This is a genomic window from Rhizosphaericola mali, from assembly GCF_004337365.2.
GTDB classification, from domain to species: Bacteria; Bacteroidota; Bacteroidia; order Chitinophagales; family Chitinophagaceae; genus Rhizosphaericola; species Rhizosphaericola mali.
Genome location: NZ_CP044016.1, coordinates 2,217,657 through 2,230,939, shown reverse-complemented (window position 1 = coordinate 2,230,939; position 13,283 = coordinate 2,217,657). Strand labels below are relative to the sequence as shown.

Genomic DNA, 13,283 nt, shown 5'->3' with positions numbered 1-13,283 from the left:
AATGTGAATGAATATTATTGTTGGTATTTGCCACTATCCACTAAAGGTGGCAATACGATCTTTGGATTTGGAGGTCGCAATGTTTTTAACAACTGTTGTTCAGGTAGTAATATTTTTTTGGGCAAAGTCGGAACGGTGACCGGTTTGCCTTCATACTGCTGTGTGGTCAAAAAGTAAAAGGACAGTATCAGTAATCCTATAAAACTGGTGCAGAAGAACATAAGAAACTGTTTTTGTTGTTTTGGATCCCAGTGTTTGGTTTTACCATTTAACTTTATAGCAATATGTTTTTTACATTGTTCCCATTTTTCTTTGACAGGCATTTTCTTAGACACTAACTTTGTTAAGTTTGTCGTGTTGTTCATTTGTTTAATCCTTGCCATAGTAATATTTTTTAGCGGTTGATAATGGATATATCGGCATTGTCTATAGTCTGCCAGTGTTCTATCAGAAATCCGTGCGGATTATTATCGCTTTGAGAGGTTTCTCTTAGATAGCCTTCGGTAATAATTCTTCTGATAACTTTACTGGTAGGACGCGTTATGGTTTGTTTTCCATAGTAGCGGAAGTAATACGGATCTTGGTTAAGGTTCAAAGCAATGCTGTCATCCTCAATGCGTTGGGTTACATTACCCGCCACTACATTTGAATAGAAGCCAGACTCTTTTAAATTGTCGTACTGCTGTTTGGCGGTATTATCGGCTAGGTACAGTGCTTTGGTAAGAGATCGTTCATTGGCCTTCTCATCGGGATCAAGAGTGAAAAAGTCATGGTGGAAGATGCGTACATGATCTCTGAGCTCCACTGGTATATTCTCTTTTCGCTCCGTTGCCACTGCTTCCAATAGTTTGCCATTACTGATGACATAGACTTTACCTTGCATCGAATGTACTTCCTGAAAACTTGCGTAGATGGTATAACAGGCGGTGGCTGCGGAACAAATTACGATTACAAATGTGAATAGTTTTAAATGCTTAAAAGCAGACTCGATATTTTTTAGTTGATGAAACACGATTTTGAAATTATGAGTTATAAATTATGAGCTATGAATTGTATGATTGGGTAGGGGTATAGTGATGATCTATATAGTTTTATAATTTACCATTTATAATTCATCATTATTATTATTATTACTTCATCCCAGGTATGAGTCTCGTGGCTTTGCTAAGTAAGGTATCTTTTCCACCTCCTCCAGGTTGTACGATATAAGCTGCTACACTAGGAACGGTCGTGTATCCTATAATAGATATCACTAGAAATATCATATAGGCTACCATACTTACCTGACCGTCTGTCATCATCAATTCTAGCACTTTTGCGGATATAGCGCCAAATATATTGGCGACAGGCAGCCACATATACACATGGATATATCTGGCGAACCAATGTTCTAGCGTGTGGTGCAGTCCTCCAAAAACACTGATTCCGAGTACTATAGGGCCTATAATGGCTAGTACCAACAAATAAAATGTCCGGATGGTATCGATGGCGAGTCCTGCCGCCATATATACTATCTGCAATAGTTCGTTGATAGCTTCTTTGATCTTGTTTTTCCAGTCAAAGAACTGCGAAATACTACCCAAGAATCCAGAACTCTCTCCATTATCTTCCGGTTGTTCATACTGGCTAAAGGAATCTGAATTGCCCGTTCCTGCAGTAGCGGTTTCGGGTTGGTTCATGATTTCATTTTCCTGTTTTTGCATGAAATATTCAATCCCTTTGTGGCTATCCTTGGCCATGGCGGCGGTCGCATCAGTAATAGGTTTTAATACGCCGTTCATCCCGTAGAGGAGCGAGGGAAATAGGATGATGGCTAGTCCGATGGCAAAGGGGCGCATCAGCGGATAAAAATCGATGGGTTCTGCGCGGGCGATATGCCCCCATACTTTCATCGCAATAAAAAACAAGGCTCCTAATCCTGCCAGGGCTCTACCCACAGAAATCATATTGCTGCACATTGGCATCATTTCGTCAAAGAGATTAGACAAAGTCTGATGCAGACTATAGATACTGTCGCCAGTATCCTGTGAATAGGTAATGGTCGGGATCAATAGCATACCCATTGAGAATACGATGGACAAAACACTTTTACGTTTCATATATAAGATTTTTAGTAAGCCTTGTTAAGTTTTTGTTGTGTGCTATGGTCGGATTGTAAAGACTTTCGCTGGGTTAGGATACTTTTGGCTTTTTTGTTAAAATTGCGCACGGAATTGAGTTTGTCTTCCATATCATTATAAATGCGGTCGATCTCAGTGAGCCGTTCGTCATCGCTCATCCTAGTCTGGTTTGCGGTGAGTACCATAACTAAAGCATCTAAGTTGGATACACTGCCGTCCACAATTTTAGTATACACCCCAGAGATATAGTCGAGTTCCTTTGTTTTGAAAAAGCTGCTGGACTTGAAACCACTCAAAGCGGATTTATATTCAGATAGAATCTTGGCTTCGTCAGAAATAATATCCGCCACATGTACATAGTTTTTGATGGTTGGACTGACGGCCAACAATCCGTCCAAAAAGACCTGATGCAGACTATAATTGCCAGAGGTAACATCTTTGACTTTGTTATACCCATTTTCCAAAGTGGTATAGGCACCATACATATTTTGTAGGGTCTGCTTCATTTGGGAAAGTTTCTCGATGTCCAATGTTAGCATCTCGAGTTCCTGGGCTTGAGCATTACTTTTATTTGGTAAAGACAAAACAATTGTTCCGATGAAAAGAATAAATAAATATTTCATGCTTTTTTAATTATGAATTATGAAATAGGATCCATTTCATTTTATGGAATCCCGTATAGTTGGCGAAGTTTAGAGGTATTCGTTTTCTGTTGCTTTCTTCCCGAAATGATCGTGTTTATACGTTTTTCAGTAAGGTGCAGTGCATTGTATTTTCCGACTATTCGTTTGTTAACCATATCCATTGTTTTCATCCGTTCGTCATCCGTTAACTGGTATTTTCCGTCCGTTAAAAGGTTATTCAATTCCTCCATATCTTTTCCTGCCATGGTCATCAGATTATTCACAAACGTTTTTAATGATTGCTTTTCCTGTGTGGAAAGCATATCCGTACTGAGAACATTGTTATAAATAGAGGTTTCCAACTTTTCCATTTTGGCATAGAGGTTTAGCGTTTGTCCAGCCAAAGGGTATTTTTTTACGTTGGGATTTACTTGTAAAAGTGAACTGTAGTAAAGACTATGCAGACCGAATTCACCATTTTTTAAAGAATGTGTTAGGTCCATACCGTCATGGGCTATAGTGAGTCCTTTGTCTAAATAGTCACTATAGGTTTTGAGTAAACTGATCTGCGCTGTATTGTTTTGAATCATTTTTTTGTCTTGATTGCCAAACAACTGAGCATATCCTTTAAAAGGTAGCTTGGCTACAATAAGTACTAGAAGTATTAAGAATTTCATTATCGTCTTTTTTAATTTTATAAATAGGTGGTTGTATATTAGATAATGGGACTAAAACCCCTATAGTCCGTAATAGGATTTTATGGCTTTTACTTCTGTGTTTGAAGAAGCTCTGTTCATGCTTACTAATTTATTTTGTCGGTTGAACTGCAACAGTGTAATCCTGTTGTTTTCCATATCCGTTGCCAGCATTTCAATTAGTTCCAAACGTTTACCATCACTCATTTGCGTGGAAAAAGAACTAATAATGGTTGTGAGTGCCGAAAGATCTTTGACGCTTTTGTCGAGTATTCCCGAATATATCGTGTACATATACTGTATTTCCTTGGGAGTAAAATGAGCATCTTTTTTAAACAAGTTGTAAGCCGTTATATAGTCCGTAACCATCTGCGTCTGCATCTTTAGGATGGTTTCCACTTTTTGGTAACTACTGATTACAGACTTTACTTGCTGCAATTCCTGATAGTAGCCACTAAATAGTGATTGTTCCTTCTGTGCAAATGCCGTGATATCCTCCAGCTTGAGTTTGCTCATCGCGTTTTCCACTACTTTTTGTGCGTTCTGCAATACAATAGTCTGGTTTTGCATTTTCTGTATGCCTATGTCAATCGCCTTGATGGCAGCTTTTATCGCATCACTGAACAAGGACCCAAATAATGCGTGGCTTTGCGTTGTGGGAGCAATGGATAGCCCAATCGTTAATCCTACGGAAAGGAGGGTAATTCCAATTTTGGTTTTCATAAAAAGTATTTTAAAAATGAGATAATGGGTTTATAAAATGGATTCGGTTTATTTAATCTTTATGTGAATGTGAATTATCCGCCCTGATAGGAGATTGGGTCAGTACTTTGATACCCGCTTCCATTGAACCATACTTTCTAGCATATTCCAATACTTGCACCCGCTCTTTGCCCTCTGTGGTATAGGCGAGATATTCCTCGGGGCTAAGTTCATTTTTGAACACTTTCATACTTTGTCCGCCCAGGTCAATGAATATCTCCCTATTTTCCTTGTTTACCGATAGTAAGAGCGCCTTTCCTTTTTCCGATAATCCCAGTACCGATTGTAGTTTGTCGAACTTGTTTTGATATTTACGCATATCCATTAGTATTTTAATATCCGCATTATTGATAATGGCTTCCTTGATGACCGGACTGTCTACCAAATCATCCAGTTCTTGCGTGATGACAATCGGTATACCATTGAACTTACGAATGGTTTTGAATGCGTATTTTAGAAATGCCGCCATACCTGCTTTGGCAATGGCCGCCCACGCTTCGTCGACACATAAAACTTTTCGCTGTCCTTCCAGCTTTCGCATTTTAGAGATAAAGAGCTCCATCACCACCATCGTTACCACGGGAAATAAAATTGGGTGATCCTTTATTGCATCGAGTTCAATGACTATAAATCTATTGTTTAATAAGTCAAGATTTTGTTTTGCATTGAGTAAAAAGTCAAATTCTCCACCTTTATAGTAAGGTCTAAGTACGTAGAGAAAATTGTGCACATCAAAATATCGTTCATGAACGCCCTGTTTTTCCAATAGTGTTAAGTAATCAGACGCTAGATACTCATAGAAACTATCGAAACAAGCGAACTCATGAGGATTTATCGTTAGGTAATTATAATATCCCGCCACTGCATTAGACAGTGCCACATACTCACTTCTAGTAAAATCTTCGTTTTCCTGTTTCCACAGCGCTGCCAGTAATGATTTTAGACTTTCCTTCTTTTCGGTGTCCAATAGTGTTCCTTTGGGTAAATAAAATGGGTTGAACTTAATAGGATTATTTTCCTCATAGGTAAAGTAATAGCCTTTACTGAGTTCACACTGCGCCTTGTAGCTTCCTCCGATATCTACCACTACGATATGTCCACCTTGAACGAACTGAGAACGCAGGATATGGTTAACGGTCATAGACTTGCCACCTCCACTGCTGCCACAGACGAGCGTTCCCATGTTGGAGGTGAGTCCTGTCTTTCTGGGTTTATCATACATATCCAACCAGAGCGGTATACCGTTACGATCACAAAACCTAGTCCCAATATCCATTCCATCACCGCGATAAGCGGTTTCCATACTTAGTAAACATGTGGCTTGTGGGATAAAGGTGTCAAAGAGCTCATTTCCGGGAATCTCTCCTTCATTTCCGGGCAACCCAGCCCAATACAGTTGGGCGGCACTTAAATCCTCCCTTCGGGGTCGAAAACCCGCCTGCGATATGGCGGCAGCCACTTTCGTATCCAGTTCTTCCAATGACATATTTCCTTCTGTCCATGCTTGGATATGGAAATGAGCTTTTATGGGGGGCATGCCTTTGGAAATGGACTCGTTCATGAAATCCGTTATGGCGTCTGCACTAATTGCGTTTTCCCTTCCAGACAGCGATAAGGACTGCATTCGACGTCTTTTCTGGTCCAATGCCTTAAGTGTCTGCGGTCCGTCCCCGATTACGATAAACTGTTCGTAACTATGGTCACAGTCCAGCAGTATTCCCAACGATGCCACAAAGCTGGTGGGAAGTATGGTCTTGTCGGTGCTGTATTTGTCATATCTCTTAAAAGATGCCACATTATATGGCAGATCCTCTGTATCCGACAGACTATAAGTGACCACTTTTTTAGCGCCGATTGTAAAGTCTGGTTTAAATTGGATGTCCACTAGCAAAGGAGAAGAGCCTAATGGTAATAGATTCAGGTGACTGTCCAACAAACCATTTTTATCTTTCGTGCCAAGTATTTCAGCTTCGGTAAGTCTTCTGCTTTTAATCAAACTGCCTTCGGAGAGCACTCTTTCAAATCGTGCAGCATGGCTTAGAAAATCTGTCAGAAAGCGACTGTCCAATGCAGCAGGTTCAATAAAGTGCTTGCGTAACAAGTTACTGGATACGGAACCCGATGGTTTTCTGCTCGGATTTTGCATGGTGAGCATCAGAAAACTGCGGTGACGGAGTTTTGTTCTACCCTTGAAATGGCTGTTGGCGCTTAATGATAGAAAATCTTGTTCTCCAGAAACTTTTGCCACCGCTTCTTTTGTAAACATATCTTTTTTGTGCATCACAAAACCCTTTGGCAATAGCGTGATAGCTTTTACCCAAATACCGTGCAACTGCTCATATTCCTCTGTTGAGTCGGTAAATAGTTCTGGTAGCGTGAGTTCCAGACAAAGAGTGATATCGCCTTGTTTAGACAGCAAGCAACCTTGCTCCATTGTGTAGAGTGGAAATAAATCTTTCAGATCCCTGCGCTCATCTTTGGGAACTTTTAGTTCCAACAAAACTGCGGAAGCTAAAATGAAAATAAACATCAGAAAAATAACGAGCATGGTAGATTCTTTATAATTGATTGGAAAAGATTTTGAAAAAATACATTCACAAATGAGTAATGACGGGTATACTAACGAATAAATATCATTTGCAGCTTTAGACATTCCTCTTTACGCTTTCAGCATTTCATTTATAGTCCTCGTTTTGAGTGCCTTGGGCAGCGCTTTGTATCCTGATTGTTTGGCCAGTCCATGGGCGCCATGCTTTTTAGAGTATTTACTAACTATAGAAAATAAAAATATTCCTAAGATACCCACTAGCGGTAGTGTCAGATAAAGTGTTATACCCATCAGATAAAGCACCACAAACAAAAAAAGCAACGCAAAGAGTCCAATGGCCATATAGACTAGATACTGAGCTCGGAATCCGTGGAACTCGATAGGGCGGCTTACACCCTTGTTGATACTATATTCCATGGTATTGTTTTAATGTATAATAGTTGGTGTATGAAAATATTCTTGTATCGTTTTTAGTAATACATACTTGAAGGCGGTATCGGTCTCGCTATTTTCGCCAAACTCAAAATCCTCGAATATGGATATGAGCAGCGCTTCCAGATTCGCTATTTCATAGACGAGTATACCTTGCTGTTTCCAACGTGCGTATCTGGAGGGAAACTGTGTTTTCAGAAAATCTGACAAAAATAGGTATCTGGATGGCTTTAAATCCCCGGTCAATAGTCCCATACACTGTTCTTCTATAAAACAGGGAGCGGTTTCTTCCTCTATGAGTTTATCCATTAGTGGATAAGCTGTTTGTACTTTTTGTTCCAAGTATTCGGTTACTTTTCCGGTGCCTTGTAGCGCCAGTAACAAATCTGGATTGTTTTGTAGCATATAGCTATGTAATTGGTTGATAAGTATTTGTTCCATGACAATGATGAATTAGAAGTTATGAAATACGAAACATGAATGATGAATTAGGAATGAAGAGTTATGAATTACTATAAACTATTAACTGTTCACTATTAGTTATTAACTATGAATTGATTAGACTCCAAAGAAGCTTTGTAGTACAGTGGCAACTACTACTAAGAAAATACAACTACCAAACCAAGCTGCGGCTACTTTGTTGGTATCTTGATCTCCGGAGTTCCATTTATTAAATACTTTGATGGCTCCCACGATACCGACTACTGCACCAATGGCATACATGAGTTTTGTACCTACGGAGAAATAACTTTTTACTTTACTGGTAGCTTCTTCAATGCCCGCAGCTCCATCTCCAGTCTGCGCCATGACAGCTACCGTTATCGTAGCCAATACGAAAGTGAAAGCAATACATTTGACCATTTGAGGGATTTTTATGGATTTCATAAATTTTTGTTTTCGATTGTTTTAAAAATTGGTTTGATTGATACTTTGCTAGTTGGTGGTAGATAATTGGATGGTTTAATTTGATTCAGCTTCTTTCCAGATAGCATCCAAATCTTCCTTTTCTAGGGATATTCCACAACTATCCAAAGCAGATTGATGGATATGCCAGTCTAGTGTGTTTCTAAATGGGCGAAGACTGCCATCAGAATTTTGATTTTGAATGATGGCGGAAAGCGTGGTAATTAATTCTTGGGAATTGGTATTTACACCGAGCCCAGATAAGGCTTCATTAATTAAATCTCCCGTTTGGGTTGTTTTATCCAACGTGCGGATATTTTCAGGGGTTTCTTCCATAGCTACTTCCTCCTTTTCGTCTTCTACAATCTCCTTATCCGAACTTTGCGTATCCGCAATAGTCGGTTCAGATAAAATAGACCCCATTACGTTTAGTTGAGCATTGTCAGAGGTATCGGCTTTGTTTTGTTGTGGAGTGCGATTAAATGCTGCAATTATTTTCTTTCTGTAAAAAAGGACTCCGATGCCTGCATAATAAACAGCAGTTGTGGTAGCTACCATGGTCCAATACTCAGACCAAGAAATTTGTTCAAGCATGACTATAATTTTTATTGTTGAATAATATGAATGACCAGTGATTTACAACAACAAAATTGGATAGTCTCGAAAGCGGAAATCCCAAGGTGTTACCAAATTGGGATGTTAAATAATGTTAAAATATCGAAATATTTTACTGATGGAAACTGAAAATATTTTGGAGCAGTTGGTATAAGAAATACAAAAAGTGTTGTATTATAATCAAGTTTAAAGTTGCATAAAAACAATCAAACCTTACTTAAGAAATAAATGAATTATCTTAGTAAAAAATATTTCCTCACACCTACAATTGTTGAATTTGTATAAAATATGTGTTACCATGTATCAACAGCGCCGAAAGAAAAAATAGAAAAGTTTGCAAAAACAAAGGGCTTAGTCATCCAAACAGAAATGGAAAGCTTTTTTCATGTTTCTGGATTTGCCCGTCCGTTTCTGCCAACGATTTTAAATACAGATGTTAAATTGATCCAGCCTTCCAGATGGAAACTTTTGCCATTTTGGGTAAAGACGGAAGAAGATGCGAAAAAATACGCCAATACATTAAATGCAGAATCTGAATCCATTTTTGAGAAGAAAAGTTATGCGCCTTATATACTTAAAAATAGAGGACTATTGTTGGTCGATGGATTTTATGAGCCACATCAAGTAAAAGGTCAAAAACAAACGGATAACTACTATCTCAGTTTTCCCGAACATCAAATATTTACCTTAGCAATAGTTTATGCCCCATGGACAGATAAACAAACCGGTGAGTATTATAATACATTTTCAATTATTACAACTACAGCTAATGAACTATTGACAAAGATTCATAACATTAAAAAGCGTATGCCTTTAATTGTTCCAGAAAACAAATGGACTGACTGGTTAAATGCAGAATCTAAAACTGAAATTGAAAATCTTATGCAACCGTTTGAAGATGGCATTTTGGAAGCCAAACATGTAGTTCGGGTTACGGGAATGCGTGGAGAAGATACCAATACCGCAACTATTCAAAATGCTATTGATTGATCCAACCTATTTCTAATTAAAATCGGCTACTCAATTGGTTGCAACACTAAAACGCGTATTTTACAATTTGCTAAATATATTAGCAATCATAAAAATTGATTACTTTTGAATGGAACCATTTTAATAGTTTGGAATTAAGTACAGTAGTATGTCACCTAATCGCAAGATTATACATATGGATATGGATGCCTTTTATGCTTCTGTGGAACAAAGAGATTTTCCCTAGTATAGAGGGAAACCTATTGTTGTGGGAGGTTCTCCAGAAGGAAGGGGAGGAGTGGTCGCTACTGCCAGTTATGAGGCAAGAAAATTTGGAATACGTTCTGCAATGTCCTCCAAAACGGCCCAGAAACTATGTCCAGAAGTTCTATTTGTTCCCCCTAGATTTGATGTTTACAAAGAGGTTTCAAGATCATTTCATCAAATTTTGCATCGATACACGGATATCATAGAACCACTATCGCTTGATGAAGCTTATCTAGATGTTACGGAAGACAAATTGGGAATTGGATCTGCCATTGAGATTGCTCAATCTATCCAAACAGCAGTTCTAAGTGAATTAAATTTGACGATATCAGCAGGGGTGTCTATCAATAAATTTTTAGCTAAAGTAGCATCCGATCTGCAAAAGCCAGCTGGGTTAACATTTATTGGCCCCTCTAGAGTGGAATCGTTTATGGAATCTCTTGATGTAAACAAATTTTATGGAGTGGGTAAAGTGACTACCGAAAAAATGCAAAAATTGGGTCTATTCAAAGGGAAAGACCTAAAAAAAATGACGGAGAATGAATTGGTGTTTCATTTTGGCAAAATGGGTCATTTTTTCTATCAGATTGTTCGTGGTATTGATGATCGACCAGTGCAATCCTATAGAGAAATAAAATCTGTAAGTGTGGAGGATACTTATCCGGAAGATTTAGAGGATCTTGAAAAGATACAAAAAGAGTTGTATATATTGGTAGATAGATTAATTATTCGATTAGATAAACGTAAACTTAATGGACGAACTTTAACGGTAAAAATCAAGTTCCACGACTTTACTCAAATAACTAGAAGTTTATCTACCCCTTTTGCTATTTATGACAAGCCAGCAATGCTATCTTTATTGGATAAAATCATTGGAAACCTAGATTTGAAAAGTCAAAAAATAAGATTGTTAGGTGTTGGTATTTCCAACTTTATAGACAACGATAACAAATGGAATAGCGCTCAATTAGCCTTATTTTAAAATGCTGAAACTAAAATGGAAACAGAAAATCTAATTTGAAAGCAAAAACTGTTGTAAGATTTACAGGGATTCATGGAGAAAATGCATATTATATATTTATACAGAAGGAAATTTTATTGTCAATAATTTGATATTCAAACCTTTTGAATGTTGCTAATGTTAGATAAGAAAATAACACTATGAGTACAACTAAAATACTGGGAAGATTAGCATTGGGAAGTTTCCTTGTAACAGCAGGTATTGCGCATTTGACCTTTAAGCGTAAGGAATTTAAAGCACAAGTTCCCAACTGGATTCCATTAGACAAAGATGATACGGTGGTTTATTCTGGATATGCAGAAATCGCGCTAGGAACGGGACTATTAATGGCACCTAAAAAACATAGAGTAACCATGGGGAAGATAACGGGACTTTTCTTTGCGGCAGTTTTTCCTGGAAATATTGCTCAGTATGTTAATAAGAAAAATAGCTTTGGTTTAGATACGGATGAAAAGCGGCTTGCGCGACTTTTTTTTCAACCATTTTTAATCTGGTGGGCCTTGGAATCCACAAAAGGTGATGCATTAAAAAAGGATAAATAATGGATCGAATAAATAATTATATTTTTATAGTCAGTATATCTTCCAACTCTGTCGTATAGCAAGGACTAATATGATTTCTTAGCATATGTGCTTTATGTAAAAAACCATGTGATGCTATACGAGTTACTTTATAACCATATCTTTTATTTATTTCATCCATCACCTGCATGGCTTTATTTGATTTGTTATTTTCTTTAACTGAAAACAGCGTTCCTTGAATCGTATCTTCTGGACATAAATCAAACGCCATTACTCCACATTTTTTATAGTTAAATCCTTGCTTGAATATCTTTTGTAATCCTATTTTAGCAGCTCTTATCAGGGTTGTTGTGTTATTGCTGGCTTGTAATAGTTGAACTTTAAAAGTATTATAATATTGTTTGTCTTGTTTGCGAAATCTGTTCGTGTGAACGAAAACAGCAATAGAACTTGTACATTGTTTTTGTTTGCGAAGTTTCATAGCTAAGGTATCTACATGTTTGAAAACGGCATTTTCAACATCTTCATATTTAGTCAGACTCCTAGGAATGGATCTTGAAACCACCATATTTTTTTTGTCTGGTGCATCCAATTCCATTTCAATACAAGATATTCCGTTCAATTCCTTCCATAGTCTATGGCCGACAACGGTCATTTTTTGTAAAACAAATTTTTCTGGAAGTTGGGAAAATTGCCATGCGTTTTGGATATTCAATTTCATAAGGGCATTTGCATATTGCCTACCAATCCCCCAAACATCCCCAATACCCGTCCACTCCAACATTGTATGAAATTGATCATAACACAAATACACGCCTTCCTTCGTCATTTTTTTGGCATATTTGTTTGCCGCTTTAGCGAGTGCCTTTGTAGGTGCGATACCAATACAAACAGGAATGCCTACCTCTTTTAAAATGGTTTTTTTTATCTCAATTCCAAGTTGATATAAATCATCCGTATGATTTTCTATACTTGAAAAATCAAGAAAGGATTCATCAATGGAATAATCTTCCACCGTGGGAACATAACGTCTTAAAATAGCATGTACCCGATTACTCAAACTGCCATATAAAGTATAATTAGAACTAAATACTTTTACCGTTTTACCATATGGTAATTCCAATAGTTGATAATAGGGCAATCCCATCTTAATGCCTAAGGCTTTAGCTTCATTACTTCGAGAGATGATGCAGCCGTCATTATTGGAAAGTACGACAACGGGGACACCATTGAGATCTGGACGAAATACCCGTTCACAACTCACATAGAAATTATTACAATCAACTAACCCAATCATATAAATTGATTTACAGCAGATGTTACCACTCCCCAAATAATCGCATCATCCTTTCCGCTAATCATTACCGTTGGAAAATTTTTATTCTCCGGTTTTAAATACCATTTACCAGCGGTTCTAATCAATCTTTTAACGGTAAATTCTCCCGCAATACAAGCCACTACGATAGAATTATTCTTTGCGCTTAAGGATCTATCGACAATTAAAATGGCTCCACTATTGATACCTGCGTCAATCATGCTATCTCCATCTACTCGTACCAGAAAAGTGGACAATGGGTTTTTGATCAATTCTTTTGGAAGATCAATATCTTCTTTAGCATAATCCGATGCAGGGGACGGAAATCCTGCAGGAACCTTATTGGTATAAAAAGGTAATAAAACACTATTAGAAATCTTATATTTTGATATAATAAACATGGTTAAAATACTAAATAATTTAGCAAATGTACAGATTTGAATAAAATAACCATGAATCTTTTAAAAGCAGAACTACTAGCTAGAGGACTAA

16 protein-coding genes are annotated in these 13,283 nt (G+C 37.6%); 3 read left to right on the top strand and 13 right to left on the bottom strand.

What is annotated here, in order from left to right; genetic code table 11:
• Nucleotides 1-14: 14 nt before the first annotated feature.
• From E0W69_RS09745 to E0W69_RS09695, 11 genes are all read right to left on the bottom strand, one after another.
• On the bottom strand, nucleotides 15-383 hold the full coding sequence (locus tag E0W69_RS09745) for a hypothetical protein (RefSeq protein WP_131329875.1): 369 nt from the start codon (nucleotides 381-383) through the stop codon (nucleotides 15-17).
• An 11-nt stretch (nucleotides 384-394) separates the two neighbouring features.
• Nucleotides 395-1,012, bottom strand: coding sequence for a conjugative transposon protein TraK (gene traK, locus E0W69_RS09740; RefSeq protein ID WP_131329874.1), 618 nt, complete (start codon nucleotides 1,010-1,012; stop codon nucleotides 395-397).
• 118 nt (nucleotides 1,013-1,130) lie between these two features.
• Nucleotides 1,131-1,946 carry a conjugative transposon protein TraJ gene (locus E0W69_RS09735; protein ID WP_255478240.1) on the bottom strand — a complete coding sequence of 272 codons (816 nt, stop codon included), beginning with the start codon at nucleotides 1,944-1,946 and terminating at the stop codon, nucleotides 1,131-1,133.
• Nucleotides 1,947-2,110: 164 nt separating this feature from the next.
• Entirely contained in the window at nucleotides 2,111-2,626 is a 516-nt protein-coding gene (locus tag E0W69_RS09730; RefSeq protein WP_131329872.1) for a TerB family tellurite resistance protein, read from the bottom strand.
• Between the two features lie 158 nt (nucleotides 2,627-2,784).
• Nucleotides 2,785-3,420, bottom strand: coding sequence for a hypothetical protein (locus E0W69_RS09725; protein WP_131329871.1), 636 nt, complete (start codon nucleotides 3,418-3,420; stop codon nucleotides 2,785-2,787).
• A gap of 60 nt (nucleotides 3,421-3,480) precedes the next feature.
• Nucleotides 3,481-4,161, bottom strand: a complete 681-nt coding sequence (locus E0W69_RS09720) for a conjugal transfer protein TraI (RefSeq protein WP_131329870.1) — start codon at nucleotides 4,159-4,161, stop codon at nucleotides 3,481-3,483.
• Between the two features lie 52 nt (nucleotides 4,162-4,213).
• Entirely contained in the window at nucleotides 4,214-6,853 is a 2,640-nt protein-coding gene (locus E0W69_RS09715) for a TraG family conjugative transposon ATPase (RefSeq protein WP_225321466.1), read from the bottom strand.
• Between the two features lie 6 nt (nucleotides 6,854-6,859).
• Nucleotides 6,860-7,165 (bottom strand): DUF4133 domain-containing protein, encoded by a 306-nt coding sequence (locus E0W69_RS09710; RefSeq protein ID WP_131329869.1) that lies wholly within the window; start codon nucleotides 7,163-7,165, stop codon nucleotides 6,860-6,862.
• 9 nt (nucleotides 7,166-7,174) lie between these two features.
• Nucleotides 7,175-7,564: a hypothetical protein gene (locus E0W69_RS09705; protein ID WP_131329868.1), complete on the bottom strand. Its 390-nt coding sequence runs from the start codon at nucleotides 7,562-7,564 to the stop codon at nucleotides 7,175-7,177.
• A 174-nt stretch (nucleotides 7,565-7,738) separates the two neighbouring features.
• Entirely contained in the window at nucleotides 7,739-8,065 is a 327-nt protein-coding gene (locus E0W69_RS09700) for a DUF4134 domain-containing protein (protein ID WP_131329867.1), read from the bottom strand.
• 75 nt (nucleotides 8,066-8,140) lie between these two features.
• Nucleotides 8,141-8,677 carry a hypothetical protein gene (locus E0W69_RS09695; protein ID WP_131329866.1) on the bottom strand — a complete coding sequence of 179 codons (537 nt, stop codon included), beginning with the start codon at nucleotides 8,675-8,677 and terminating at the stop codon, nucleotides 8,141-8,143.
• A 309-nt stretch (nucleotides 8,678-8,986) separates the two neighbouring features.
• Between E0W69_RS09695 and E0W69_RS09690 the strand changes: the two genes are divergently transcribed.
• The 3 genes from E0W69_RS09690 (at nucleotide 8,987) to E0W69_RS09680 (ending at nucleotide 11,497) form a co-directional block, all read left to right on the top strand.
• Nucleotides 8,987-9,688 (top strand): SOS response-associated peptidase, encoded by a 702-nt coding sequence (locus tag E0W69_RS09690; protein WP_131329865.1) that lies wholly within the window; start codon nucleotides 8,987-8,989, stop codon nucleotides 9,686-9,688.
• Nucleotides 9,689-9,935: 247 nt separating this feature from the next.
• Nucleotides 9,936-10,916 (top strand): DNA polymerase IV, encoded by a 981-nt coding sequence (gene dinB, locus E0W69_RS09685; protein ID WP_255478233.1) that lies wholly within the window; start codon nucleotides 9,936-9,938, stop codon nucleotides 10,914-10,916.
• Between the two features lie 179 nt (nucleotides 10,917-11,095).
• Nucleotides 11,096-11,497, top strand: a complete 402-nt coding sequence (locus E0W69_RS09680; RefSeq protein WP_131329864.1) for a DoxX family protein — start codon at nucleotides 11,096-11,098, stop codon at nucleotides 11,495-11,497.
• Nucleotides 11,498-11,513: 16 nt separating this feature from the next.
• Here the strand turns inward: E0W69_RS09680 and E0W69_RS09675 are convergent, their stop codons facing one another.
• Nucleotides 11,514-12,773 carry a Y-family DNA polymerase gene (locus E0W69_RS09675; protein WP_131329863.1) on the bottom strand — a complete coding sequence of 420 codons (1,260 nt, stop codon included), beginning with the start codon at nucleotides 12,771-12,773 and terminating at the stop codon, nucleotides 11,514-11,516.
• Nucleotides 12,770-13,192 (bottom strand): LexA family protein, encoded by a 423-nt coding sequence (locus tag E0W69_RS09670; RefSeq protein WP_131329862.1) that lies wholly within the window; start codon nucleotides 13,190-13,192, stop codon nucleotides 12,770-12,772. The genes E0W69_RS09675 and E0W69_RS09670 overlap by 4 nt, the downstream gene beginning before the upstream one ends.
• Nucleotides 13,193-13,283 lie beyond the last annotated feature (91 nt).